The sequence below is a fragment of the Austwickia sp. genome (assembly GCA_016699675.1).
Lineage (GTDB): Bacteria > Actinomycetota > Actinomycetes > Actinomycetales > Dermatophilaceae > Austwickia.
Genome location: CP064985.1, coordinates 113,832 through 139,813 on the forward strand (window position 1 = coordinate 113,832; position 25,982 = coordinate 139,813).

23 protein-coding genes and 1 pseudogene are annotated in these 25,982 nt (G+C 73.0%); 10 read left to right on the forward strand and 14 right to left on the reverse strand.

The window, feature by feature from the left end; genetic code table 11:
• Nucleotides 1-4 precede the first annotated feature (4 nt).
• Nucleotides 5-376, reverse strand: a complete 372-nt coding sequence (locus tag IPK37_00535; GenBank protein QQS01032.1) for a type II toxin-antitoxin system RelE/ParE family toxin — start codon at nt 374-376, stop codon at nt 5-7.
• Nucleotides 373-594, reverse strand: a complete 222-nt coding sequence (locus IPK37_00540; GenBank protein QQS01033.1) for an addiction module protein — start codon at nt 592-594, stop codon at nt 373-375. The genes IPK37_00535 and IPK37_00540 overlap by 4 nt, the downstream gene beginning before the upstream one ends.
• 142 nt (nt 595-736) lie before the next feature.
• Here IPK37_00540 and IPK37_00545 point away from each other — a divergent pair, with 142 nt between their 5' ends.
• Entirely contained in the window at nt 737-2,752 is a 2,016-nt protein-coding gene (locus IPK37_00545; protein QQS01034.1) for a thioredoxin domain-containing protein, read from the forward strand.
• Between the two features lie 11 nt (nt 2,753-2,763).
• On the opposite strand, the gene IPK37_00550 is transcribed toward IPK37_00545, so the two are convergent.
• The 4 genes from IPK37_00550 to IPK37_00565 form a co-directional block, all read right to left on the reverse strand.
• The gene (locus tag IPK37_00550; GenBank protein ID QQS01035.1) at nt 2,764-3,102 is read right to left on the reverse strand and encodes an MmcQ/YjbR family DNA-binding protein; all 339 of its coding nucleotides are present in this window, start codon (nt 3,100-3,102) and stop codon (nt 2,764-2,766) included.
• A 16-nt stretch (nt 3,103-3,118) separates the two neighbouring features.
• Nucleotides 3,119-3,943, reverse strand: coding sequence for an FAD:protein FMN transferase (locus IPK37_00555; GenBank protein ID QQS01036.1), 825 nt, complete (start codon nt 3,941-3,943; stop codon nt 3,119-3,121).
• A 17-nt stretch (nt 3,944-3,960) separates the two neighbouring features.
• Complete coding sequence (locus tag IPK37_00560; protein QQS02575.1) at nt 3,961-4,488, reverse strand: FMN-binding protein; 528 nt, start codon at nt 4,486-4,488, stop codon at nt 3,961-3,963.
• Nucleotides 4,489-4,622: 134 nt separating this feature from the next.
• Nucleotides 4,623-6,023, reverse strand: coding sequence for a ferric reductase-like transmembrane domain-containing protein (locus IPK37_00565; GenBank protein QQS02576.1), 1,401 nt, complete (start codon nt 6,021-6,023; stop codon nt 4,623-4,625).
• A 148-nt stretch (nt 6,024-6,171) separates the two neighbouring features.
• Between IPK37_00565 and IPK37_00570 the strand changes: the two genes are divergently transcribed.
• A complete protein-coding gene (locus IPK37_00570; GenBank protein ID QQS02577.1) occupies nt 6,172-8,106 on the forward strand; it encodes an alpha-amylase family protein in 1,935 nt (644 codons plus the stop codon).
• 91 nt (nt 8,107-8,197) lie between these two features.
• On the forward strand, nt 8,198-10,000 hold the full coding sequence (gene bluB / locus IPK37_00575) for a 5,6-dimethylbenzimidazole synthase (protein QQS01037.1): 1,803 nt from the start codon (nt 8,198-8,200) through the stop codon (nt 9,998-10,000).
• A 59-nt stretch (nt 10,001-10,059) separates the two neighbouring features.
• Here bluB and IPK37_00580 read toward each other — a convergent pair whose 3' ends face one another.
• Nucleotides 10,060-10,824, reverse strand: a complete 765-nt coding sequence (locus IPK37_00580; protein QQS02578.1) for a TSUP family transporter — start codon at nt 10,822-10,824, stop codon at nt 10,060-10,062.
• Nucleotides 10,825-11,158: 334 nt separating this feature from the next.
• Between IPK37_00580 and IPK37_00585 the strand changes: the two genes are divergently transcribed.
• Together IPK37_00585 and IPK37_00590 are read left to right on the forward strand one after the other, a co-directional pair.
• A complete protein-coding gene (locus IPK37_00585) occupies nt 11,159-12,592 on the forward strand; it encodes a purine permease (protein QQS01038.1) in 1,434 nt (477 codons plus the stop codon).
• A gap of 1 nt (nt 12,593) precedes the next feature.
• Nucleotides 12,594-13,919, forward strand: a complete 1,326-nt coding sequence (locus tag IPK37_00590) for a guanine deaminase (GenBank protein QQS01039.1) — start codon at nt 12,594-12,596, stop codon at nt 13,917-13,919.
• 67 nt (nt 13,920-13,986) lie between these two features.
• Here IPK37_00590 and IPK37_00595 read toward each other — a convergent pair whose 3' ends face one another.
• The 4 genes from IPK37_00595 to IPK37_00610 all read right to left on the reverse strand — a co-directional run bounded on the left by IPK37_00595 (nt 13,987) and on the right by IPK37_00610 (nt 17,086).
• Entirely contained in the window at nt 13,987-14,979 is a 993-nt protein-coding gene (locus tag IPK37_00595; protein ID QQS01040.1) for a biotin-dependent carboxyltransferase family protein, read from the reverse strand.
• Nucleotides 14,976-15,611 (reverse strand): allophanate hydrolase subunit 1, encoded by a 636-nt coding sequence (locus IPK37_00600; protein ID QQS01041.1) that lies wholly within the window; start codon nt 15,609-15,611, stop codon nt 14,976-14,978. Before IPK37_00600 ends, IPK37_00595 begins: the two co-directional genes overlap by 4 nt.
• Nucleotides 15,611-16,438: a LamB/YcsF family protein gene (locus tag IPK37_00605; protein QQS01042.1), complete on the reverse strand. Its 828-nt coding sequence runs from the start codon at nt 16,436-16,438 to the stop codon at nt 15,611-15,613. The genes IPK37_00600 and IPK37_00605 overlap by 1 nt, the downstream gene beginning before the upstream one ends.
• A gap of 66 nt (nt 16,439-16,504) precedes the next feature.
• On the reverse strand, nt 16,505-17,086 hold the full coding sequence (locus tag IPK37_00610) for an amino acid transporter (protein ID QQS02579.1): 582 nt from the start codon (nt 17,084-17,086) through the stop codon (nt 16,505-16,507).
• Between the two features lie 92 nt (nt 17,087-17,178).
• Here IPK37_00610 and IPK37_00615 point away from each other — a divergent pair, with 92 nt between their 5' ends.
• Nucleotides 17,179-18,048, forward strand: coding sequence for an ArgP/LysG family DNA-binding transcriptional regulator (locus IPK37_00615; GenBank protein ID QQS02580.1), 870 nt, complete (start codon nt 17,179-17,181; stop codon nt 18,046-18,048).
• 146 nt (nt 18,049-18,194) lie between these two features.
• Nucleotides 18,195-18,530: a hypothetical protein gene (locus tag IPK37_00620; protein QQS01043.1), complete on the forward strand. Its 336-nt coding sequence runs from the start codon at nt 18,195-18,197 to the stop codon at nt 18,528-18,530.
• 53 nt (nt 18,531-18,583) lie between these two features.
• Here IPK37_00620 and IPK37_00625 read toward each other — a convergent pair whose 3' ends face one another.
• The 3 genes from IPK37_00625 to IPK37_00635 form a co-directional block, all read right to left on the reverse strand.
• Nucleotides 18,584-19,999 (reverse strand): Fic family protein, encoded by a 1,416-nt coding sequence (locus IPK37_00625; protein ID QQS01044.1) that lies wholly within the window; start codon nt 19,997-19,999, stop codon nt 18,584-18,586.
• A 24-nt stretch (nt 20,000-20,023) separates the two neighbouring features.
• Entirely contained in the window at nt 20,024-21,829 is a 1,806-nt protein-coding gene (locus tag IPK37_00630) for a proline--tRNA ligase (GenBank protein ID QQS01045.1), read from the reverse strand.
• A 66-nt stretch (nt 21,830-21,895) separates the two neighbouring features.
• Complete coding sequence (locus IPK37_00635) at nt 21,896-22,327, reverse strand: hypothetical protein (protein ID QQS01046.1); 432 nt, start codon at nt 22,325-22,327, stop codon at nt 21,896-21,898.
• Nucleotides 22,328-22,501: 174 nt separating this feature from the next.
• On the opposite strand from IPK37_00635, the pseudogene IPK37_00640 reads away from it, so the two are divergent.
• The 3 genes and pseudogenes from IPK37_00640 (at nt 22,502) to IPK37_00650 (ending at nt 25,960) form a co-directional block, all read left to right on the forward strand.
• A pseudogene (locus IPK37_00640) lies at nt 22,502-23,682 on the forward strand (ATP-binding protein).
• A gap of 35 nt (nt 23,683-23,717) precedes the next feature.
• Nucleotides 23,718-24,137, forward strand: coding sequence for an SRPBCC family protein (locus tag IPK37_00645; GenBank protein ID QQS01047.1), 420 nt, complete (start codon nt 23,718-23,720; stop codon nt 24,135-24,137).
• A 29-nt stretch (nt 24,138-24,166) separates the two neighbouring features.
• Complete coding sequence (locus IPK37_00650) at nt 24,167-25,960, forward strand: serine hydrolase (GenBank protein ID QQS01048.1); 1,794 nt, start codon at nt 24,167-24,169, stop codon at nt 25,958-25,960.
• Nucleotides 25,961-25,982: the final 22 nt, after the last annotated feature.

Below are 25,982 nucleotides of genomic sequence, written 5' to 3' on the forward strand. Positions count from 1 at the left end.
CAGGTCAGACCGGATCGCCACCGGCCGCCTCGCCCGATTGGCCACCGGGGAGGCGCACGACTCGGCCAGCCCAAAAGGCCGGTTTCCGCTTCACATGAGCCAACGCCACGACCCACACGATGTCGTCCACCACCGCATACAAGAGGCTGTATTCGTCAAATCGCTTCAAAGGAACCTTGCGAACCACGGGCTCCCGCGGCGACCCCTCCCACTCGTACCGGCGAGCGGTCTTTGGAAAGCCGAGAGCGTAGTCGAGGGCCCGGAAGGCTTCAGTCGCGAGATGGCCGCCGAGACCTGGCTCCCGTTCGTCGTACCAGTCGCGGGCGCGCCGAAGATCCTCGACGGCTTCGGGGACCCAACGAGGTTCCTGATTCACAGGCCGAAGCGGCGGCGGACCTCGGCGTCCGGGATCCCGTTCGTCGTCCCGTCCACGATCCCCCCGAGACGCCGCCCGATCTCGGTCGCCCAGGCGGACTCGACCTCTCCAGCGTCCTCGTAAGGGCCGCCGGCCTCAACCCACAGAGCATGGGCAAGCTCGAGCTGCTCCTCGCGGGAGAGCTTGCGTGCCTGCTCCAACAGCTCGGCAGTCGTCATCCCGCAAGTCTAATCCGTGCGCCCAGAGGGGACCCTGGGGTCCGCGTTCACGCACGATCGGCACGCGAGTGATTTCGCCGCACCCCCCAAGGGCCGTCGGTTGGGCGGATTCGGTTCGCTGGCAAGGGGGTAGCTAGCGGGCGTGATGAATCGACTGCGCGGGGCCGCGTCGCCGTACCTGCTCCAGCACGCCGACAACCCGGTCGATTGGTGGGCGTGGGAGGACGCCGCGCTGGCCGAGGCCCGCGAGCGGGACCTGCCGATCTTCCTGTCGATCGGGTACGCCGCCTGCCACTGGTGCCACGTCATGGCGCACGAGTCGTTCGAGGATCAGCAGGTGGCCGAGGCGCTGCGCGACCGGTACGTCGCCATCAAGGTCGACCGGGAAGACCGCCCCGACATCGACGCCGTCTACATGGCCGCCACGGTGGCCCTGACCGGGCGCGGCGGCTGGCCGATGACGGTGCTGCTCACGCCCGACGGGCGGCCGTTCTGGGCCGGCACGTATCTGCCCAAGAACCACCTCATCGGCCTGCTCGACGCCGCCTGGCAGGCGTGGCGCGAGCGGCGGGGCGATATCGAGTCCAGCGCGGGCCAGATCGCTGCGGCGCTGCGCGAGTCGGGGCGCGCCGAGGACGGAGGGCGGACCGGATCCGAGACGACGCCGATCGATACCCGCTTGCTGGAGCAAGCGCTGTCCGCCGTGGCCACGACGTACGACGCGGCGCGGGGCGGCTTCGGCGGCGCACCCAAGTTCCCGCCGAGCATGGTGCTGGACTGGCTGCTCGCGCACCACGGCCGCACCGGCTCCGCCCCGGCGCGCGCGATGGCCGCGGGGTCGTTCGAGGCGATGGCCCGCGGCGGCATCAACGATCAGCTGGCTGGGGGCTTCGCCCGCTACAGCACCGACGCCGACTGGGTCGTGCCGCACTTCGAGAAGATGCTCTACGACAACGCCCTGCTCCTGGGCACCTACGCGCGCTGGCATCGCGCGTCCGGCTCCTCGCTGGCCGCCCGCATCGCCCGGGAAACCGCGGACTTCCTGATCCGAGACCTCGGTACGCCGCAGCGGGCCTTCGCCTCCGCGCTCGACGCGGACACCGACGGGATCGAGGGGCTGACCTACGCCTGGACGCCGGCGCAGCTCGCCGAGGCGCTCGGGGCGGCCGACGGTGCGCGGGCCGCCGAGCTGCTGTCCGTCACCGCGACGGGCACCTTCGAGCACGGCTCCTCCACGCTCCAGCTGCGCCGCGAGCCGACCCCCGGCGAGGAGGCCGACTGGTGGACCGCGGCCCGCGCTCGCCTTCTCGCCGCGCGGAACCGGCGCCCCCAACCCGCCCGCGACGACAAGGTCGTCACCGCCTGGAACGGCCTGGCCATCAGAGCGCTCGCCGAGGCGGGGATCGCGCTGGCGGAACCGCGGTACGTCGACGCGGCGCGCGCGGCAGCGAGCCACCTGCTGGAGGTCCACCACGTGGGTGGCCGACTCCGGCGGACCTCCCGCGCCGGAGTCGTCGGCGAATCCGCCGGGGTGGCCACCGATTACGGCAACCTCGCGGCGGGACTGGTCGCGCTGGCGCAGGCCACCGGCGAGGCCCGCTGGCTGGCCGCCGCCGGCGACCTCCTTGCGACCGCGATCGCGCGCTTCGGCGCGCACGACGGCGGGTTCTACGACACCCCGGACGACGGGGAGGCGCTGGTCCTGCGGCCGCGCGAGGACGGCGACAACGCCGAACCCTGCGGCACGTCGAGCCTCGCCGGGGCGCTGCTGGCGTACGGCGCGCTGACCGGCTCGGTCGAGCACCTGGACCGGGCCCACGCCGCGCTGGCGTCGATGGCCGACGTGGCCCGCCGCAACCCGCGGTTCGCCGGCCACGCCCTCACGGTCGCCGAGGCTGTGGCGGCCGGACCGCTGGAAGTCGCCATCGTCACCGACGACCCGACCGACCCGGCGACTCAAGCCCTGGTCGAGGCCGCCCGCGCCGCCCGCTCCCCGGGCCTGGTCCTCGCCGTCGGTCGCCCCGACGCGCCCGGCTGGGCGCTGCTCGCCGACCGCCCCCTGAAGGACGGCGCCCCCACGGCGTACGTCTGTCGCGGTTTCGCCTGCCACGCCCCCGCGACGGATGCGGCCGAGCTGGCGGCCCAGCTCCGGAGCTGACGCGCCCAGGGTCAGGAGGTAGGGCGGTCCTTCTTGGGCAGCGTCGCGACGATCAGGGCGTACGAGTCGTCGATGGCCTCCTCGATCTCGTCACGCGGGATCGCCCCGTCGAGGCGCAGCACGTTCCAGCCGTGCCGGCCGATGTACGCCGACACGGACGCCTCCGCGGGGTAGCGGGCCAGCCACTCGTCGGCCTCCTCGCGACCCTTGCCGCACTTCACCGTCACGGACTGCTCGCCGAGGAAGCAGAAGATCTTCGCCCCCACCTTGGCGACGGTGTCGCCCTCCCAGGGCTCGTCGGGCCAGGCGCCGGGCTTGGCCAGGGCATAGTCACGCATCGGGCTCGTCATGTCCCCCATCCTCGGTTCAGAGCCGGATGACGCGCCAGCCCTCGCGGTCCGCGACCCGCTGCTCCAGCTCGGCCGGCCCGACGAACAGCGCCGTCGCCCACACATCCGCGTCCACGATGTCCGGGGCGATCACGCTGACCGAGCCCCGCCGGTAGCGCCGCTCCCCCGTCGCCGGGTCCACCAGGTGGGCGCCGCGCGCGGCGCAGCCGGAGGTGGCGAGCGCCCCGGCCCGGAGCTCGACGACCTGGGCGATCTCCCCCGGCACGTCCGGATTCTCGATCCCCAGCCGCCAGGGTCGATCCCCGCCGGGCGAGGCGTCCACGCCACCGACGGCGATGTCGCCCCCGGCGTTGACGCACCAGGCGTGCCCGGCCATCGCGGGCGCCGCGGCCAGGATCGCCGCGGCGCGCCCGATGGCCCAGCCCTTCACCAGCCCCGTCGGGTCGATCAGCCACTGTCCGGTCGCCTCGTCGGGAAGCCGGCTCAGAAACGCCCCGCCGGTCTCCGCCTCGTACGCCGCACACCGGGCCAGGACCTCCGCCAGCTGCGGGCAGCAGTCCTCGACGCGGAGCTCGCCGCGCCGCAGCCGGGACAGTTCGCTGTCCGGCCGCCACTTCGAGAACGTCGCATCCACCCAGGCCAGGTCGTCGTACGCCGCGCGCACCGCCGCCGTCACCGCGGCCGAGCGGGCCTGCGGCCCCCGGACGTGGATGCTGATCGGCATCCCCATGAGGTGCTCGACGTGGGCGGCGACGTACGGCGACGGCGCCCCAGCCACAAGCGCCCCGGGGGCCGGCGGCGGTGGGGCGAAGACGGGCAGATCGGCGGGTCCGGCGGTCATCGGTCGCTCCCTCGGCCTCAGGCCCGCGCCTGGTCGATCGCCGACTGCAGCGAGGCCGTGTAGCCCTGCCACGTGACGGTCGCCCCGGAGATCGCGTCGATGTCGGCCGACTGCGCCTGGACGGCCTCGCTGTTGTACGTCGGGACGGCGCGGGAGTTGATCTGCACGTCCTTGTTGTTGGCCGTCGGATAGGTGACCGCCTGGGAGCTGGTGATCTTGCCGCCCGAGACCACGATCCGCACCTGTACCGGTCCCCACCGGGTCGAGCTGGAGGTCCCGGTGTAGGTGCCGTCCCTCAGGGTGGTCGCTGCGCCGCCCGCGGCGCCCGAGGCGCCGGCCGCCGCCGACGTACCGGCCCCCGCCGACGTACCGCCAGTCGAGCTGGAGGTACTCCCCGCCGCGGTGCCGCCCCCGGCGGCACTGCCGACCGCGGGCGACGTCCCCGCAACGCTCGTGCTGGCGGACGCGGTCGCGGATCCGGCGCCCTGGGCGTGGAGGCTGGTGTGGTAGCCCATCGCCAGCACGACGGCGGACAGGGTGCTCATGCCGACGAGGACGTTGCGCCGCAGGTGGCTGGGCTGCTCGTCCGCGGCGGGATTGCGGGTGGAGTTCTCGGTGGTGCTCACGGTGGTGTCCTTCTCAGGCGGATCGAATGGGGGTAAGGCCACAAGGGCAGCGGTCAGTAAGCGAAGCGTTCGGCGTGGATGCGCTCGGCGGGCACACCCGCGCCGCGGGCCGCGGCCTGCGCGGCGTCCATCCAGGCGTTGCCGCCGCACAGGAACACGTCCCGCTCGGCCACGTCGGGCACGAGGTGGCGCAGGGCCGCCTCGTCGGTGAGGTGCGACCACGCGGCGGGCAGCCAGGAGGGGCGCTCCACAACCCGGTGCCCGTCCAGCACGATCAAGCGGGCGCCGCACCGAGCGGCGGACGCCTCGACCTGCGCGAGCAGGGGCGCGCCGGCGAAGTCAGAGACCCGGTAGATCAGGGTGAGGTCGCCCGGCTGGGCATCGAGGGATTCCATCAGGGCCCTCATCGGGGCGACGCCGATCCCGGCGGCCAGGAGGAGGACGCCCTGCCGCGTCCGGGCACCCTGGTGCAGGCGCCCGTACGGGCCCTCGATCAGCACCCTCGTCCCGGGCTTCAGCGTCGCGAGGCGGTGGCTGCCGTCCCCCACATCCGCGACGCTGATCTGCAGGCTGCGGCCATCGGGGGCGGCCGAGACGCTGTACGGGTGCGCGCGCGTCCAGCCCGGCCCGTCGAGGAAGCGCCACTGGAAGAACTGCCCGCCCGCGGCGGGAAGGCGGTCCAGGTCGCGCCCGGTCACGGTGACGGTGGTGACGTTGCCGCCCGCGGGCGACACCTGCGCGACGACGAGCCGGTGCCGAAGGTTGCGCAGCACGGGCAGCCCGACGCGGTAGGTCAGCACCGCGGCGACGGCCGCGCCCCACAGGCCCCACCAGTACGCCGTAGCCAGCGGCGAGGCCAAGAAGTCCTGGCCGGTCCACAGCTGGTGCGGCAGGGCGAGGAAGCAGCCGAGGTAGGCGTAGAGGTGGATGAGGTGCCAGGACTCGTAGCGCAGCCGGCGCCGGGCGGCGCGCATCGACGTGACCACCACCATCACCAGGCAGAGCGTGCCCAGCAGGGCGATCAGCATGGCGGGCATCGTCGTGGTGACCTGCCAGAAGGTCGGCCACAGCGCGCCGAGCGAGGCCCCGGAGTAGCCCACCAGGATCATCGCGATGTGCGCCAGCATGAGCGAGAACGACCCGAAGCCCACCTGCCGGTGGATCGCGGCGAGCTCGTCCTGGCCGAACGCCTTCTCCACGAACGGGATCCGCGCCATCAGGAGCACCTGGATCAGCAGCAGGTCGCTGGCCAGCAGGCCGGTGAGGCGCCCCATCGAGGTCCAGGCGTCGGCGACGTTGGTCACGCCGGTGACGCCCCCGTTCGCCAGCCACAGCCCCGCCACGACGAGCAGGCTCGCCCAGGTCAGCGCCCAGGAGAGCTCGCCCCACCAGCGGGGTACGGCGGGGGCGGGCAGCGGGCGACCGGACGGCGAGTCGTCGCGGCCGGTGGCCATGCTTGGCGTCGACATGCGCAGTCCGCTCGTCTCGCCGGCGTCGATGGTGCTCGTGGTCATGTCTCTACCGTCGGTGGCCTGGCCGTCGGGACAGTTCAGAGGAGCCTGTGCCCTTCCTGTGAGCCGTGGCGTCCGCGGCCGGCCGGGGATGCGGCACGATGGGGCCATGGCGGCACCCGAGACAGCGGGCCAGACGACGGATCACGACGCGGCCCAGTTCGAGGCCCGGCTGCGTCGCTGGTGGCCCGACGTCCTGACGGGGCTGCGGGATGTGTACGACGAGGCCACCGCCAATGGGGTCGCGGCCCGGCTGGAGTCGGTGGCGCGGGCCGCGCACGCCGTACGGTCTGCCGAGCTGCGCGCCCTCGACTACGAGCGCCTGCTGCGGCCGGACCGCCTCGGGAGCGAGGCGATGGTGGGCTACGCCGCGTACGCCGACCGGTTCGCCGGCACTTTGGCCGACGTCACCGACCGGCTGGACTACCTCGGCGAGCTCGGCGTGACGTACCTGCACCTCATGCCGCTGCTGCGGCCGCGGGAGGGCGACAACGACGGCGGGTACGCCGTGGCCGACCACCGCACGATCCGTCCCGACCTGGGCACGATGGCCGACCTGGCGGACCTGACGGCGGCGCTGCGCGGCCGCGGCATGAGCCTGGTCCTCGACCTCGTGCTCAACCACGTGGCCCGCGAGCACGAGTGGGCCGAGCGCGCGCGGGCCGGCGAGGACCGCTACCGCGCCTACTTCCACACCTTCCCCGACCGCGAGCTGCCCGATGCCTACGAGGCGAGCCTGCCCGAGGTCTTCCCCGACTTCGCGCCCGGCAACTTCACCTGGGACGACGAGCTGGCCGCCTGGGTCTGGACCACGTTCAACGCCTTCCAGTGGGACCTCAACTGGGCCAACCCGGACGTGCTGATCGAGTTCGCCCAGATCGTCCTCGACCTCGCCAACGCCGGGGTCGAGGTGCTGCGGCTCGACGCGATCGCGTTCCTGTGGAAGCGGATGGGGACCGACTGCCAGGGCCAGCCGGAGGTCCACTCGCTGACGCAGATCCTGCGGGCCGTGGCCCGAATCGTGGCGCCGGCCACGGCGTTCAAGGCCGAGGCCATCGTCGCGCCGAGCAAGCTCGTCGCCTATCTGGGCCAGGGCCGGTGGACCGGCAAGGTGAGCGAGCTCGCCTATCACAACAGCCTCATGGTGCAGATCTGGTCCGCCCTGGCCACCAAGGACGCGCGGTTGGCCGCCCGCTCGCTGGCCAAGTTGCCGGCGCTGCCCACCGGCACGGCCTGGATCACCTACCTGCGCTGCCACGATGACATCGGCTGGGCCATCTCCGACGAGGACTGCGCCGCGATCGGCTGGGACGGCCCGGCGCACCGCCGGTTCCTGTCCGACTGGTACTCCGGCAACTTCCCCGCCTCCCGCGCCCGCGGCCTGGTCTTCCAGCACAACCCCGCCACGGACGACCGGCGGATCAGCGGCACCGCGGCCAGCCTCATCGGCCTGGAGAACGACGAGTACTGGCACGACATCCACGCCGCCGAGCTGGACCTGAAGGCGCTGCGGCTGGCGCACGCGATCATCTACGGCTGGGGCGGGATCCCCGTGCTGTGGAGCGGCGACGAGCTGGCCACCCCAAACGATCCCGACTGGGCGGCCGAGCCGGGCCACGAGGACGACAACCGGTGGGCCGGGCGGCCGCGGCTCGATCCGGGTCGGGTGGCGCTGCGCCACGACCGTACGTCGAGCGAGGGTTGCGCCTTCACCGATCTGGTGCGGCTCGCCGAGGTGCGCCGGTCGCTGCCTCACCTCCACGCGGGCGTGCCCACGGCCATCGACGAGCTGCACGACAACGGCGTCCTGCCGGTGCGGCGCACCCACCCCCTGGGGGTGATGCTGCAGCTCTACAACGTCACCCCCGAGTGGCGGTTCCATTCCGGGGCGCGCCTGGCCGCGCTCGGGCTGGACCGTGCGGTCGACGCCCTCACCGGGCAGGGCGTCCAGCCGGGCGCGGACGGCCGGGTGTGGCTGCCGCCGTACGCCGCGTGGTGGCTCGTCTCGCCCGACGCGGTGAGCTGACCGGGCGACCCGAAGCCCGCAAGGGGCCGGTGACCAGCCCCGAGTCCCCTCGTCGGCCGCGCGGGCGAGGCCCGGGGACTAGGTTGAAGGGATGTCCTCCGAAGCTCCCACGCGCTGGCGTCGCCCCGTCCCCCTGATCGGCGATACGACGAGCGCCCGGGATCGGGCCGACGCGCCGGACGGCTGGGCGATGGGCGATCAGGTGGCCGAGCATCTCGCGCGCGTCGTGGCGGCGCGGCGCGACATCCGCCGATATCGCCCCGATCCCGTCCCGGACGAGCTGCTCCGCCGGGTGATCGAGGCCGGCCACCTCGGACCGTCCGTGGGACACAGCCAGCCGTGGCGATTCGTCGTGGTGACCGACCCCGCCACCCGGGACCGGGCTGCGGCCATGGCGGATGCGCTGCGCCTCGAACAGGCCGCCACGTTCGCGCCGGATCGGGCCCAGCGGCTGCTGGACCTCAAGCTGGAGGGGCTGCGCGAGGCGCCGCTGGGGATCGTCGTGGCCTGCGATCGGCGGACCCCCGCCGCGGGGGTGTTGGGGCGCGCTACGTTCCCCGACGCGGACCTGTGGTCCTGTGCGTGTGCTATCGAGAACATGTGGCTGACCGCCCGAGCGCTCGGCCTCGGCATGGGCTGGGTGACCCTGTTCCGCCCGGACGAGCTGGCCCGCTTGCTGCAGTTGCCGCCGGGGGTGGAGACCCTCGGTTGGCTCTGCCTCGGCTGGCCGGACGAGCGACCCCCGGAGCCCGGCCTGCAACGCGCCGCTTGGAGCAAGCGGCTCCCGCTCGACGAGGTGATCCTGGCCGATCGCTGGCCGAGCGAGGCGGACCCGGTCGCGCCCGCCAACCACGTCAAGGCGCCGGATCAGGCCCACGTCGTGGCGGCGACGGACGGCGCCGACGACCTGCTCTCGCCGCCCGGTTCGCTCGGCGTCCTCGATCGGGCGTTGGATCGCGTGGTCGCGGCCGGCGCCGCGGCCAGCACGACCGGCACCCTGGTTCTCGTCGGCGCCGACCATCCGGTGGCCGCCTTGGGCGTCTCGGCGTACCCGGTGTCCGTCACCCGCGAGGTCCTGGCCGCGTCGGTGGCGGGGGTCGGCGTGGGCGCGGCGACCGCGACCGGCGCCGGACTGGCCTGCGTGGTGGTGGACGCCGGCGTCGCCGGGCCGCCCGTGCCGGGCAGCTCGGATCTGCGCCCGGCTCCCGACGTATGGCGTGGTGATCTGGCGACGACCGACGCGCTGCCGCACGCCGAGGTGCGGCGACTGGTGGCCGCCGGCCGCGACATCGGGCGGCGGGCTGCGACCACCGGGCTGGTGATCCTCGGCGAGGTGGGGGTCGGCAACACCACGGTGGCGGCCGCGCTGACCTGCGCGGTGCTGGGCGCTGACCCGCAGGACGCCGTCGGCCTCGGCGCCGGGGCCGACGCGGCGATCCTGGCGCGCAAGGTCGAGGTGGTGGCCGATGGGTTGGCCCGCCTGCGGGACGCGGGGCGGCTTCCGGGCGGCGACGTGCCGGTCGATGCGGAGGACCTGCTCGCGGGGCTGGGCGGCCCCGAGTTCGCCGTGCTGGTGGGGGTCGTGCTCGGCGCCGCGGAGGGCAGGGCGGCCGTGGTCCTGGACGGGCTGGCAACCAGCGTGCCGGCACTGCTGGCGCGCTCGCTGGAACCCGCCGTGCACGCCTACCTCGTGGCCGGGCAGCGCAGCAGGGAACGCGCCCACGCGCTGGTGCTGCGCGAGCTCGGGCTGGAACCGCTGCTCGCCCTGCGGCTGCGCGCCGGCGAGGGGGTCGGGGCGTGTCTGGCGGCGAGCCTGCTGCTGCAGGGCCTGCGCGTCCGCCGGGTCGCGGCCCGGACGCGACGGGAGGAAGCCCCCGCCGCATCGTCGTCCTGAGCAGGGGCGACGTCGTCGGTCGATGACGGGCGCCATCGTTCTCCCGACGACGGGGGCGGTCAGAGCACGCCGTACTGGCGCAGCACGTCGTACCCGATCTTCACGATGAACGCGGAGACCACGAGGATGAACACGGCGCGGATGAAGCCGTGGCCGCGGGCGACGGCGGTGCGCGCGCCCAGGTAGCCGCCCGCCGCGTTGGCCAACCCCATCGGGAGGCCGATCTTCCAGACCACCGCGCCGCCGGCGACGAACACGACCAGGGCCGCGATGTTGGTCGCCAGGTTGCCGAGCTTGGCCAGCGCGGTCCCCTCCAGGAACGCGAAGCCCAGGACGCCGACCAGCAGGAACACGAAGAACGAGCCGGTACCGGGGCCGAGCGCCCCATCCCAGACCCCGACGCCCAGGCCGATCGCGGCCGCGCCGGCGGTGTGCCGGCGGCCGGTGTGGCGCAGCGCCTGGACCTGGCCGAGGGATGGCTTGAGCAGGGTGTAGGCCCCGACCCCGATGAGCACCGCGAGGATCAGCGGGTTGAACGCCGCCTTCGGGATGTGCGCCGCGATCACCGCACCCGCGGCCGATCCCGCCAGCGCGCCCAGCACCAGCGGCAGCGCCGTCCGCAGGTCCGGCTTCACCCGGCGCAGGTAGGTGGCCGAGCTCACCGCTGTCCCGCACACAGAGGCGAGCTTGTTGGTGGCGAGGAGCTGGACCGGTACGGCGTGCGGGAACGCCACCACGAACGCCGGCAGCTGGATGAGGCCGCCGCCGCCCACGACCGCGTCGACGTATCCCGCGAGAAAGGCGGCGGCGATCAGGATCGCCATGGTCACCAGGGAGGCCTCGTCCACCCGGACACCATAGTCAGCGGCGGGGCGGGTCTCTGGGCGACCACCGCCAGACGTGGGAAGGAGACTTTGCCCAGCGTTGGTCAGACATCGGCCGTTCCTGGCGGAGCGGTGCCGGCGTCTCCTCGCCGCCGCCGGGCCCTCCTGAGGCCCAACGACTTCCGCGAGTCTCCGGCGCCCACCGAGGCTGAGCGGCCATCCTGTGGGGGAACCAGCAGCCGCGACCACCCCGCCGATAGGCGACCTAAGTCCCTGGCCGGTCTTCGAGACCCACGCCAGAGTTCTCGCGATACCCCTCTCGGAAGGCACTCCTATGAGCACTATTGCCGAGCCGGCGCCCGCGTCCGGGGTCCACCCCGTCGACGAGGTGCTGCCGGCGGCGAAGCTGGCCATCTACGGCCTGCAGCACGTCCTCGCGTTCTACGCGGGCGCGGTCATCGTGCCGATCCTGCTCGCCAGCGCGATCGGCCTGGACACCGAGACCCTGATCCACCTCATCAACGCCGACCTGTTGACGTGCGGGATCGCGTCGATCATCCAGTCGGTCGGGTTCTGGAAGGTCGGCGTCCGGTTGCCCCTGCTGCAGGGCGTGACCTTCACCGCCGTGTCGCCGATGATCGCCATCGGCCTGTCGCAGGGCGGGGGTCGCGAGTCGCTGCCCTACATCTACGGCTCGGTCATCGTCGCGGGCCTGTTCACCTTCCTCATCGCCCCGTACTTCGCCAAGCTCATCCGGTTCTTCCCGCCGGTCGTGACCGGCAGCGTCATCACCATCATCGGGGTGGCCCTGCTCCCCGTGGCGGCCAACGACGCGATCATGGCCGCCCCCGACCCCAACCGGAACTTCGTCCAGATCGGCGTGCCCGCCGACCAGATCGCCGTGCGTAGCATCCTGTACGCCGTCGGAACCCTCCTCTTCATCGTGTTCCTGCAGCGCTTCTTCAAGGGCTTCCTGGGCACCATCGCGGTCCTGCTCGGCCTGGTCGGCGGCACCTTGGTCGCATGGCTGCTCGGCGACGCGCACTTCGACGCGATCGCCAGCTCGTCCTGGGTCGGGGTGACGACCCCGTTCTACTTCGGGATCCCGAAGTTCGCCTTCGCCGCGGTCGTCTCGATGGTCGTCGTCATGCTCATCACCGCGGTGGAGACCACCGGCGACGTCTTCGCCACCGGGGAGATCGTCGAGAAGAAGATCGAGTCCGAGGACATCGCGCGGGCCCTGCGCGCCGATGGCCTGGCCACGACGCTCGGCGGCGTGCTCAACAGCTTCCCCTACACCTGCTTCGCCGAGAACGTCGGCCTCGTCCGGCTCACCCGGATCAAGTCCCGCTGGGTCGTGGCCAGTGCGGGCGCCATCATGATCGTCCTCGGCCTGCTGCCCAAGGCTGGCGCGCTGGTCGCGGGCATCCCGCACCACGTGCTCGGCGGCGCGGCCCTGGCCATGTTCGCGACGGTCGCGGTCGTCGGCATCCAGACGCTGACCCGGGTGGACTTCAAGGACGACCGCAACATCGTCATCGTCGCGACCTCGCTGGCCTTGGCCATGCTGGTCACCATCCAGCCCAACGTCGCCAAGGTCGTCCCGAGCTGGGCCGAGATCATCTTCGGCTCCGGCATCACCCTGGGCAGCCTCTGCGCGATCCTGCTCAACCTGATCTTCCACCACACGGGTGGTCAGCGGCACACCGCGGACGAGGCGATCGCCGACGCGACCGCCCGCTCGTACGAGTCCGCCCCCGGCGAGTGAGATGACCCTGTTCCGAGGCGCGCTCCTCGACACGCCGGCCGGCGCGTCGGGGGGCGCGTCCTGGCTCGAGCCGACGACGCTGCGGGTCGAGGAGGACGGTGCGCTCCTGGTGCGCGACGGCGTGATCGCCGCGCGCGGCCCCGCCGCCGCGCTGCTCGCCGCGCATCCCGACGAACCCGTCGTCGACTGTCGTCCGGGCCTGCTGCTGCCGGGGTTCGTCGACACCCACGTGCACTACCCCCAGGTCCGCGTCATCGGCGGCCTCGGGCGGCCGCTCCTGGACTGGCTGGAGCAGTGCGCCCTGCCCGAGGAGGCGCGGCTCGCCGACTCGGCGTACGCCCGCGGCGTCGCCGCGGACTTCCTCGCAGGGCTGGTCCGCGCGGGCACCACCTCGGCCCTCGTCTTCGGGTCGCACTACGCCGGGGCGATGGACGAGTTCTTCACGGCCGCCGCCTCGTCCGGGCTCCGCATCACGTCCGGGCTCGTGGTCTCGGATCGTGCGCTGCGGGCGGACCTGCTCACGACGCCGGACCGGGCGCTCACCGAGGGCGCCGAGCTGGCCCAGCGCTGGCACGGGGCGGGGGCGGGGCGGCTGCGGTACGCCGTCACCCCGCGCTTCGCCTTCTCCTGCTCGGGGGCCCTCCTCGACGCGTGCGGCGAGCTGGCAGCCGACACCCCCGGGGCGTACGTCACCAGCCACGTCAACGAGAACGAGGCCGAGATCGCCGGGGTCGCGGCGGCCTTCCCGGCTTCGGCGGACTACGTCGGGGTGTACGCCGACCACGGCCTGCTCGGGCCCTGCACGGTGCTGGCCCACGACGTCCACCCCCGCCCCCGCGAGCTGTCCGCCCAGGCGGACGCCGGGTCGGCTGTGGCGCATTGCCCGACGAGCAACGCCGCGCTCGGCAGCGGCCTGTTCCGGTTCCGCGACCACGCCGAGGCCGGCGTCCGGGTCGCCCTGGGCTCGGATGTGGGCGGCGGGACGGGCTTCTGCCTGGCCAAGGAGGGCCTGCAGGCCTACTTCGCCCAGCAGCTCACCCCACCCGACCGCCGCTTCGGGCTGACCGCGGCGGATCTGCTCCGGCTCGCCACGGCGGCGGGCGCCGACGCGCTCGGGCTCGCGGCACGCACCGGCGACTTCGAGGTCGGCCGGGAGTTCGACGCCGTGTGGTGGCGCCCCGCGGCCGACTCGACGCTGGCCGTCGGGCTGCGCCACGCCGACTCGGCGCAGGACGCGCTGGCGACGCTGTTCGCCCAGGGCACGCCCGCCGACGTCGCGGCCGTGTGGGTGGGCGGGCAACCCGCGGTGGCCCTGCCGGCCGACTGACGCCGGGGCGACCGAACCGCTACCAGATCGCGGCGCTCACACCGCCCGCCTGGAGAAAAACCGCTGGTCAGGGTGATGGTGCGGCGGAAGCCTGGGTCGTTCTGCCATGACTTCGGTCGTCCTGCCCCCAGAGCAGGTCGGTGGCGTAGGCGGGCCAGCGGACGGCGAACCGGATCGTCTCCCCGGGCCGCAGCTGCGCCACCAGGTCGGTCGCGGCCTCGTCGAGGACCGCGATCACCGGATAGCCGCCCGTGGTCGGGTGGTCGGCGAGAAAGATCACCGGCTGCCCCGACGGGGGCACCTGCACGCTGCCCCGCACGGTGGCCTCGCTCGCCAGCTCGCCATCCGCCGCGCGCTCCAGCCGCGGCCCCGCGCAACGCACCCCGACCCGGTCGCCGTCGGCGGTCACCTCCCAGCGGGTTCGGGGGAAGAGCTCCCGGGCCTCCGCCGTGAACCAGTCCGCCCGCGGCCCCCACGTCGCGGTGAGCCGCGGCTCCCCGTCGGAAGCCGTCCGATGGGCGTTTGCCAGCAACAACGCCGCAGTCTGGCCGTCGTGCCCGGCCGCTCCGCCCGCGCCGAAGGAGGCCGCGTCGGCCGGGTGGGCAGCCCCGCTCTCCAGCACGTCCCCCGCCGCGAGGGGCGCGGGTCCCAGCCCCGCGATGGTGTCGGCGGACCTGCTGCCCAGCACCGGAGCGGCGGCGATACCCCCGGCCACCGCGACGTACGACCGCAGCCCGCTCGGGGGGCGGCCGAGCCGGACGCGCTGCCCGGCGCCGACGTACACCGCCGCCTCGCACGGCACCGCCCGATCCCCCACGGTGAGCGGAACCGGCGCCCCGGCGACCGCGATCACTCCCGGAGACTCGGCCTCCACCACCAGCCCGCCCAGCAGGACCTCCAGCGTCGCGGCGCCCTCGTCGTTGCCGAGCAGCCGGTTGGCGAGCCGATGCGCGCCGCGGTCGGCGGCGCCGGAGGGGCTGACGCCCAGGCTGGCGAGGCCGCCGCGGCCGAGGTCCTCCACCAGCGTCCGCGTCCCCGGATCGACGACCCGCAGCCTCATCGCACCGCCTCGAAGCGCACCCGCGTGCCCGGCGGCAGCAGGGCCGGCGGATCCCGCTCGACGTCCCACAAGGGGGCCTCCGTCCGGCCGATCAGCTGCCACCCGCCGGGGCTGGCGGTGGGATAGCAGCCGCAGTACTCCCCCGCCAATCCCACCGACCCCGCCGGCACCCGGGTGCGGGGCGACTCCCGCCGCGGCACGACCCAGCCGGCGTCCGGGCTGGTGAGGTAGGCGAATCCCGGCGAGAACCCGCAGAACGCCACGGTCCAGGTCAGCTCGGTGTGCCGGGCGACCACCCCCTCGGGGCTCAGCCCGAGCAGGTCGGCGACGTCGCGCAGGTCCTCCCCGTCGTACGTCACCGGCACCGTCACCTCCCCCGCGTTGCCCGCTCCGGGCGCGTCGGGCGCGTCAACGGCGCCCAGCGGACGCGGGACGACGCCCCGCGCGGCCGCCACCACCCCCGGAACGGCCGCAGGGTTTCGCGCCCGCAGCAGCACGGTGCGGGCGCCGGGCACCACCTCGACCACGTCGGTCAAGGGGGCCGCGGCGAGTCCCGCGCGATAGGCGAGCGCCTGCGCCCCATCGGCGAATTCGAGCAGGACGGCGTCCGCGCCGCAGGGCAGCACCCGCATCACGGCGCGGGGTCGGCTGCCGGGGCCGACATCCGGCCCAGGACCGGGACCGGGACCGGGGCCGGGGCGAACGGGCCGACGTCGACCCCGGCCTGCTCCAGCGCCGCCCGCACCGCGTGGGCCATGCCGACGGCGCCGGGGCTGTCCCCGTGCACGCACAGCGACGCCGGCCGGAAGTGCACGGCCGTCCCGTCGATCGCGTCGACCACGCCGTCGGTGACCATGCGCACCGCCCGCGCGGCGACGGCGTCCGGGTTGTGCAGCACCGAGCTGGGCTGCGAGCGCGGCACGAGCGTCCCGTCCGCGGCATAGGCCCGATCGACGAATGCCTCCGCGGCCATGGGCAGCCCGGCCTCCGAGGCGTACCGCAGCGCCAGGGAGCCCGGCAGGCCCAGCAGGGTGAGGGGCGACCCGTTCTCCGCCAGGCCGGCGAGCGCCTCGACGACCGCCCGCGCCTGACGTTCGTGGTCGACGATCGTGTTGTAGAGCGCCCCGTGTGGCTTGCAGTAGGTCACGGTCATCCCTTCGGCGGCCGCGATCGCCTGCAGGGCTCCGACCTGGTAGCGCACCTCGGCCCGCAGGTCGTCGGGGTCCGCGTCGATGAACCGCCGCCCGAAGCCGGCCAGGTCGCGGTAGGCCACGTGGGCGCCGATCGCCAACCCGTGCTCGCTGGCCAGCCGCACCGTCGCGGTCATCACGGACGCGTCGCCCGCGTGGAAGCCGCAGGCGACGTTCATGCTCGACAGCACCGGCGCCAGCCCCGCGTCGTCGCCCAGGGTCCACCGGGAGAACGACTCCCCCACGTCGGCGTTGAGGTCGATGCGCATGGGCTCCATCCTGCCCGCCGATGGCGCAGGCCAGCCAGCCCTGCCGCAGTTGGCCGCCCCCGGCGCTCAGCCGCCCAGCGCGAGCCGGGCCGCGACCGCGAGCATGACCACCCCCACCCCGATGTCCACCGCGCGCCAGGTGCCGGGCCGGTCCAGCAGCGGCGCGAGCGCCCGCGCGCCGTACCCGAGGCTCGTGAACCATCCGACCGACGCCGTCCCCGCGCCCCCGGCGAACGCCCACCGCAGCGCACCCTGCTGGTTGGCCAGGTTGCCGACCATCACGACGGTGTCGAGGTAGACGTGCGGGTTGAGGTACGTCAGCGAGGCCGCCACCAGGCCGGCCCGCCGGGCGGAGACGCGCTGCGGCCCACCCGCCGCGGTCAGGCTGCCGCCGGTGGCGGCCGAGCGGAACGCCGTGACCGCGAACCACAGCAGGTAGGCCACGCCGCCCCACCGGAGCACCTGCAGGAGGGTCGGAGCCGACGTCACGAGCGCGCCGATCCCGACCGTGCCGAGCCCGATCAGGAGCAGGTCGGAGACGGCGCAGATCGCGACGATCAGGCCCACGTGCTCGCGGCGGATGCCCTGGCGCAGGACGTACGCGTTCTGGGCGCCGATCGCGACGATGAGCGCGAGTCCGGTGGACAGGCCGAGCAGGTACGTGGTCACGCCGGCAAGGCTAGGCCCGCCCGCGGGTTAAGCGAAACATCAAGAAGTTGTAGCCTGTGAAGATGAGCTTCATCAGCGCCGAGCAGCTGGCGACGATCGCCGCCGTCGCGGACGCGGGCAGCTTCGAGCGTGCGGGCGTCCGCCTGCACATCTCGACGTCCGCGGTGAGCCAGCGCGTCAAGGCGCTGGAGCGCGCGGTGGGCCAGGTCGTCGTCCGGCGGGGCACCCCCAGCGAACTCACCGCGGCCGGCGGGACTCTGCTGCGCTACGCCCGTCAGGTGGCGCTGCTCGACGCGGAGATGCGCGTGCAGCTCGCGGGCCCGCAGGAGCCCGGGGTGGCCATCGACCTGCCGGTCGCGGTCAACGCCGACTCGCTCGCGACGTGGTTTCCCGCCGTGTTCGTCGAGGCGGCCACCTGGCACGGCGTACGACTCAGGCTCCACGTCGACGACGAGGAACACACCGCCGCGCTGCTGCGCGAGGGCGTGGCGTTGGCCGCGGTCTCGACGCACGCCAGGCCGGTGCCCGGCTGCCGCGCGGTGGCGCTGGCGCAGATGACGTACCGCCCGTACGCCCGGGCCGATCTCCTGGCGCGCTACACCACGGCCGGTGCGGCCCCGGACCTGACGCGCCTCCCCGCGCTGCGCTATGACGACAAGGACGATCTCCAGCATCGGGCCCTGCGCGCCGCCGGTGTGCCCACGGACGTGGCGGGCCCGCGGATCCCGAACTCGCAGGCGTTCGTCGCCGCGGTCCGGGCGGGCCTCGGCTGGGGCATGCTGCCGACCGCCCAGGTCCCCAAGGGCGCGGGGCTTGTGCCGGTCCCGGGCCTGGCTGCGGTGGTGCGGCGGCTGTACTGGCACCGGTGGAAGCTCGACAGTCCCGCGCTGGACCGACTCACCGACGCCGTCGTCGCCGCGGCACGGTCCGCGGACGGCTAAGCCGCTGGGAACCAATGACGTTGTCCGTTCGTCGAACTCGGTGAGGACCGTTCCGTCGCCGACCTCCCGGGTCGGCGGCAGCGAACGACGTACGGCGAGCGCGGGGCGCGGCCCCAGGTTCACGCCCCGCGAGAGGAGGCGGAACCATGCGCGTCGCGTCGACGCCGCCCTCGGCGTCGGTGTCCCTGATCAGCCATCGTTACGGCCACGACCGTCTGTGGGGCCGCACCTACCTGGCGGTGACCGTCGGCCTGCTCCTGGCGCTCAGCGAGGCCCTCTGGCCCGCCGGCCTCCTCATCGCGGGTGGCGTCGCCGCGTCGGCCCGTGCCTATCGGCGCTCCGTCGATCGCCTCGCCCAGGAACCCTCGACGCTGCGCGTCGACCTCGCCGACCTCTGGCACGTCATCCACACGCAGGTCGTCGGCGGTGCCTTAGCGATTGCCGGCATGATCCTGCTGGTGCAGCTGTTGGAGCTGCTCTGACTCAAGCGCCCGGGTGGTGCGCCCGGCTAACCCCCCACGCGCCGCCAGCCGCCTCATCGGCCTGGCTCCGCTCGGAACTCGCGGATCCTCTCCGCCAGCTCGGCACTCAGCTGCTGCAGCTGCCCCCGAACCCAGGCCCGGACCCGCAACTCGAACGCTTGTGAGATCGCCGGATGGATCTCGCGAGGTCGAACCTCCCACAATGCGCCAGTTCCTCGGCTGCCAGCCGCCGCTACGGCAATAAGCGTCTGATCGGCCGGGTCTCGGGGTCCTCTCTGCGGCTCCCTGGCTGCTGCATCGAGTTGCAGCCAAACCGAGCATGACGGCGCCGATGACCAGCTCAAGTCGATCCGAGTGCCTAGCCCTCCGGGCACAGAGCGATCGACGAACCGTCCCCATCCCGGCGGCAACGGCCCGCCTACACCAGACCTGCCCACGGCAAGGACGATCTCGGGGGGCAGGGACAGCGTGGGCAGGCTTGACTCCACTGCGTCACGGATACATCCCGCCAGCCTGCCGGCAAGAAGCTCGATGCGCGGAAGGCTGCTGCCGCCACGGCCGTCGTCGTGAAGTGCGGCGGCAATCTCGGCTCCCGAGCCGCCTCCGCTCGAGACCTCGGCGAGGACCAGGTTGACCGCGTCGATCGCACGCTGCTCAACGAAGGTGACGAACGCCTCGGGACGTCCGCCGTCCGCGGCCGCGAGGACGTCGAGGTAGGCGGGGGTCTGGTCGGCGAAGATGACCAGCGGTATCCCCGGCCGACGGTAGAGGAACACCGAGGCCAGCGCCCGCGCCACGCGGCCGTTGCCGTCCGCGAAAGGATGCACGCACACGAAGGCGTAATGGGCGTAAGCGGCTTGGACCAGCGGGTGTGCGTCCAGAAACTCCTGCGACGTGAGCTCGTCCATCAGCCGCGCCATTTCGGCAGCTGTGTCGTCGACGGGGGCGTAGTGATGCATCGCGCCGGTATCAGGGTTCGTCGGGAAGTTCGGCGCCGTCTTGTAGGCCCCTTTAGGCAGCGGGCGGGCCTCGCGGTGCAGTCGGCCCGCCACCTCCACGAAGACGTCGTGGGTCGCCTGCGAGGCACACAGGACGGCGTGCAGATCCCGGATCCAGGCCTGGGTGATCGGATGCTTCTGCGTCACGGCGTCGAGCACGAACTCATATCCGGCTAGGGCGTCCCAGATGTGGTGTTCGGCCTCGGGGTGCATCTTCAGGGCCGCTTCCCAGTTGGCCGAGCGCTCCGCAATGGTGCGGGTGAAACCACGGCTGGTGGCATAGAGGCCCTCGATCGCGCCGGTGTCCACGGCGGCATAGCGAGACGCCACCTCAACGGCCCGGTCTGCAGCCACATCGCCGAACGCCCGCCGTGCGTTCTGCAGCTGCGCGGTGACCTCATCGACAAGCGAGCCGTCGTACGTCGTCACCCATCCAGCGAACGACGGGAACGGGACGTAACCCTCGGCCATGCCGACCAGCCTACGGCCGGACGGTCAGCCAGCCCGGACCTCCGCCACCACGGCGTCCACCAGGGCATCCACGGGAACCTCGCGGCGCTCGCCCGTGCGGCGGTCCTTGATCTCGGCCACCGGCGGCGTGGCCTCCAGGCCCTTGCCGACGACGACGATCGTGGGGACGCCGATGAGTTCGGCGTCCATGAACTTCACGCCCGGGCTCACCTTCACGCGGTCGTCGAAGAGTACGTCGAGACCACCCGCGGCCATCGCGTCCACGAGCTCGGCGGCCGCGGCGAACACCGCGGCGTCCTTGCCCGTCGCGACCACATGGACGTCCGCCGGGGCCAGCCCCCGCGGCCAGCACAGGCCCAGTTCGTCGAGCGTCCCCTCGGCCACCGCGGCGACCGCCCGGGACACCCCGATCCCGTAGGACCCCATCGTCACCGTGACGAGCTTGCCGTTCTCGTCGAGGACCTTGAGGCCGAGGGCGTCGGCGTACTTGCGGCCGAGCTGGAAGATGTGGCCCATCTCGATGCCGCGGGCGGTACGCAGGGTGCCGGCCCCGTCGGGGCTGGGGTCGCCGTCGCGGACCTCCGCGCCCTGGATCACGCCGTCCGCCCGGAAGTCCCGCCCGTAGGTGAGGTTGACGACGTGAACGCCGGACTTGTTCGCGCCGGTGGCCCATGAGGAGCCTTCGGCGACGGAGGGATCGAGCAGGTACCGGATCCGGCGCGGGTCGTCCTCCGCCAGCTCGGCGTTGGGGCCGAGCGCGGCCGGGCCGATGTAGCCGCGGACGAGCGCCGGCCAGTTCTTGAAGTCGTCCTCGGCGAAGTCGTCGAGCTCGTACGGCGCGACCTGCGCCTCCAGGCGCTTGGGGTCGACCTGGCGATCGCCGGGGAGGCCCACGACGAGCGGCGTACGGCTGCCGTCCCCCGAGCGCAGCATCACCACGACGTTCTTGAGGGTGTCGGCCGCCGTCCAGGGCCGGCCGTCGTGGCGGGGATGCGCCTCGTTGAGCACGGCGACCAGGGTGTCGATCGTCGGGGTGTCGGGGGTGTCGACCTCGGTCGCCGGAGGCGTCGCGGCCACGACGTCCGCGGCCACCGCAGGCGCCTGGGGCACCTGAACGGCCTCGACGTTGGCGGCGTACCCGCTCGCGTCGCATCGCACGAACGTGTCCTCGCCGTTGGGGTCGATCGCGAGGAACTCCTCGGAGGCCGACCCGCCCATCGCGCCGGACATCGCCTGCACGATGACGTAGTCGAAGCCGAGCCGGTCGAAGATGCGGATGTACGCCGCGCGGTGGGCGTCGTAGCTGGCCTGCAGCCCCGCGTCGTCGATGTCGAAGCTGTAGGAGTCCTTCATGACGAACTCGCGGCCGCGCAGGAGACCGGCGCGCGGGCGGGCCTCGTCGCGGTACTTCGTCTGGATCTGATAGAGCGCGAGCGGCAGGTCCTTGTAGGAGGAGTACAGGTCCTTGACCGCGAGCGTGAACATCTCCTCGTGCGTGGGGCCGAGGAGCATGTCGGTGTCCTTGCGGTCCTTCAGCCGGAACAGGTTGGGGCCGTAGTCGGTCCAGCGGCCCGTCGCCTCGTAGGGCTCCCGAGGCAGCAACGCGGGGAAGAGCAGCTCCTGGGCGCCGATCGCGTCCATCTCCTCGCGCACGATCACCTCGACCTTGCGCAGCACCCGCAGCCCCAGCGGCAGCCAGGAGTAGATGCCCGGCGCGGCGCGGCGGATATACCCGGCGCGGACCAGGAGCCGGTGGCCAGGCAGCTCGGCGTCGGCCGGGTCCTCGCGCAGGGTCCGCAGGAACAGGCTGGACAGGCGCAGGACGGTCACCGGAAACTCCTTGGGCGTCGAGGGACCCCCGCAGGATATCGGCCGCGCCCGCCCCCGCCGTACCGGTTAGTCCGCGAGCGACTCGATGGCCGCGCCGAGCCGCGGCAGCGCGTCCCGGACGTGGGCGGCGGCCTTGGGCCGCAGGCCGCTGTAAATCTTGCCGATGGCCGGGCGGGCGTGTTCGACCCGCTCGTCGGTCACGGCGAGCAAGGCGTCGGTGACCTGCGCCTCGTGGGCGCGCAGGTGCTCACCGAACGGCTGGGCGCCCCGGCCCTGCCAGTAGGGGTCCAGCTTCTCGGCGAAGTCGGGGAGCATCCGCTCAACCGCGTGTGGCACCAGGTCGGGGCGGATCTTCGTCGCCGCCGCGAACCCCGCCTTCAGGGCCATGCCGCCGATGCCGGACTTGCTCTGGACCTCGTCCTGGACGACGCCGCTCAGCGTCGTGACGGCGGCCGGCGCCTTCTCGGGAGTGGTGAGGATCTCGGACAGGCTGGACACGTCGGGCGCCTTTCAACAGGAGGAGAACTCGCCGCAAGACCACGTCGGGCCCGCTCCGCCAACCCTATCCAGATCCGGACGCTCGGGTCCGGCCCCGGCGAGCGTCGACGCAACAGCCGAGACAGCGCTGCGGCGGGACGCGTGAAAATCTAAAAGCTCGTTTAAGATTTGCTCATGATCCCCCGCCGAGCAGCCGACGAGCTCCGTCAGCTCCTCGGCGAATCGGCGGCCGTCGTCCTGCTCGGACCACGGCAGGTGGGCAAGACGACGCTCGCGAGAGGTGTGGCGGAGGCGCTGCCTAGACAGGCCACCTACCTCGACCTGGAACGCCCCGCCGACCGACGCCGTCTCCACGACGCCGACGCCTACCTGCGGTCCCAGGCGCCACGATTGGTGATTCTGGACGAGGTCCACCGCACCCCGGAGCTGTTCGACATCCTCCGTGGCGTCATCGATGACAACCGCCGATCCGAATTCCGAACCGGACAATTCTCCTCCTGGGGTCCGCCTCCCTAGATCTGGTGCACCTGTCTTCGGACAGCCTGGCCGGTCGCGTCGCCCATCTCGACCTGGGTGGGATCAACCTCGACGAGGCCGCCACCGCTGGGATCAGCGCAGACACACTGTGGCTGCGTGGCGGTTTCCCCGACAGCCTCACCGCAGGTTCGGACCGCGCCTCTCTGCGCTGGCGGGAGGATCTGATCCGCTCCTACCTCGAGCGCGACGTCCCTATGTTCGCGCCGCGGATTCCATCCGAGACGCTCCGTCGTCTGTGGACGATGGTCGCGCACGCTAGCGGCGGGTTGCTCAACGCCTCGCGGTTGGCGACGGGACTGGGCATCAGCAGTCCCACGGTCACGTCCTACCTTGATCTCCTCACCGACCTCGGACTCGTTCGCCGACTCCTGCCCTGGTACGCCAACACCGGCAAGCGCATGACCAAATCCCCGAAGGTTTTCGTCCGCGACACCGGGCTGCTGCACGCGTTGCTGGAGATCGACAGCGTGGACGCCCTGCTCAGCCATCCGGCCGCGGGACCGAGCTACGAGAGCTTCGTCGTGGAGACCGTGATCAACGCGACCCAGCTGCGCCCGTTCCACTACCGGACGACGCGCGGCGACGAGATCGACCTGGTCCTGACGGCGTCGGGTAGGCCCCACGTCGCCATCGAGATCAAGCGGTCGACATCGCCGGTCCTGGGGCCCGGTTTCTATCGGGCCTGCGCGGATCTGCAGGTGCCGCACCGGTTCGTCGTCCACCCCGATACAGGCAGACCCGGCTACCCGGCGGACGGAGTGCAGGTCGTCGGCCACAGCGATCTCATCCGATGGCTTCGAACGTCGGGTTCGGAATAGCTGACCGATAGCTTTCCGAATGTATCGTTTGATACATGATCCGCGCCGCCGCCGAGTCCGCCGCCTCTCCCGCTGCCCTGTGGTCCGTGGTCGCCGACCTCGATCGCTGGGCCGACCACCTGCCGACGGTCACCGCCATCCGACACGTCGGCGGCCAGGAGCCGGCCGGCGTCGGCAGCCGCTACCGAGTCAGGCAGCCAGGCCTGCCCCCCACGACGTACGAGATCACGCACTGGGAGCCCGGCACGGGCTTCACCTGGGTGGCGCGATCGCCGGGGCTGGTCAGCACGGCGCGGCACCGCGTCGAGCCGCGGGGCGCGGGCTCGGTGCTGGAACTGGCGTTCGGCTGGTCGGGTCCGATGGGGGGTGTGGTGCGTCGGCTGTTCGCCGGAAAGGGCAGGGCGTACGTCGAGCGCGAGGCGGACACATTCGCCCGGCTGGCGGAGCGGCGCTGAGGCGCGGGGCCCGACGAGCGGCGCGCCCGATGCCCACCGACACCCGAAACCGCCTGCTGGCCGCGGCGATCGGTTATTACGCCAGCCACGGCGTACGGGACACCAGCCTGCGCACCCTGGCCGCTGCGATCGGCACGAGCCAACGCATGCTGCACTACCACTTCGGGTCCCGCGACGACCTCCTCGCCGCCGTCATCCAGGCCGTCGTTGCCGGGGACAGCGCACGCGTCGACGCCCTCACCGCCGCGGACGGGGACCCCTTCGAGCGCGGCCGAGAGAACTGGCGCGCCGTCCGCGCCGAGGCCGCGGCGTTCGGCCCGCTGTTCTTCGAGCTCGCGGCGCACGCGATGCAGGGGCTGGCCTACGCCGAGCCGCTGCGCACGGAGTTGGCCCCGCGCACGGAGGCTGCGTTTGCGAGAGCGTACGCCGACCTCATCGATCCCGCGCGCGTCCGGGTGCTCGCCCGGCTCTCGACCGCCGTCGGCCGGGGGCTGCTGTTCGAGGCGCTGCTCGACGGGGACCAGGCTGCCTCGGACGCGGCGATGGAGGAGTACATCGCGATGGTCCGGGGTGTGCTGGGATCCCAGTCCCAGCCCCAACCCATGCGCTGCCCCCGCGCGCGGACCCGGGCGCTGTCGGAGGTCTTTGACAGAGTGGTCACCGGCAACAGGGGCGACTCGAGGGGAGCGGTCATGACGGCGCAGCAGGTCCTGGCGGAGGCGGTCGAGCAGGGGGTGATTCCCGGCGGGCTGGCGCTGGTCGACCGGGCGGGACAGACCGAGACGTACGCCGTGGGCTCGTGGGCCCTCGACGGGCCACCGGCCGACCCCGACGCCATCGTGCGCATCCAATCGATGACGAAGCCGATCACCGCCGCCGCCACGCTGCGGCTCATCAAGGCCGGGCGGCTGCGGCTGGACGACCCGGTCGACCGGTGGCTCCCCGAGCTCGCCGACCGGCGCGTCCTGCGCGCCCCCTACGGGCCGCTGACAGAGACGGTGCCCGCCACGCGCGCCATCACGGTGCGCGACCTGCTGACCAACGGCTCCGGCTACGGCATGGACGTCACCGGGGCGACGCCGTACGGCCTGGCCATGCGCGCCGCCGGCGTCGAGGCGGGACCCGAGCCGGTGACCACCGGCGCCGAGGAATGGCTCGCCGCGCTGGCGACGCTGCCCCTGGCGCATCAGCCGGGCGAGGGATTCCGCTACCACCACTCGTTCGCGATCCTGGGGATCCTGCTGAGCAGGGTGGCGGGCCGACCCCTCCAGGAGCATCTAGCCGAGGACGTGTTCGGGCCTCTTGGCATGGTCGACACCGTGTGCTGGGTCCCGCCGGCGAAGGCCCACCGGCTGCCCCCGGCGTACCGGCACGACGACGGGGCCCTCGTCCAGACCGAACCGGCCGCCGGCGGCGGGATCTGGGTCGGGCCGCCCCCGGTCGACGTCTCGCACAACGAACTGCTCGCCACGCTCGCCGACCTGCACCGGTTCACCCGGATGCTCCGCGCCGACGGGCGGCTTCCCGACGGAAGCGCCTGGCTGGCCCCGGAATCGGTGCGCGCGATGACCAGCGACCAGGTCGCGCCGGAGGCCAAGAGCCCGGAGAGCTTCTTTCCAGGCTTCTGGGAGGGCACGGGGTGGGGGTACGGCGTCGCGATCCAGACCAGCGGTCCCCACGTCGGCCGTTACGGCTGGACCGGCGGCCAGGGCACCGACTTCTTCATCGATCCCGCCACCGGCACGATCGCGATCCTGCTGACCCAGGTCGAACTGGGCGCCACGATGTGGCCCCTGCTGCACGCCTTCCAGGAGGCGGTCTGACCCGGCGCAAAATTCGGCAGCC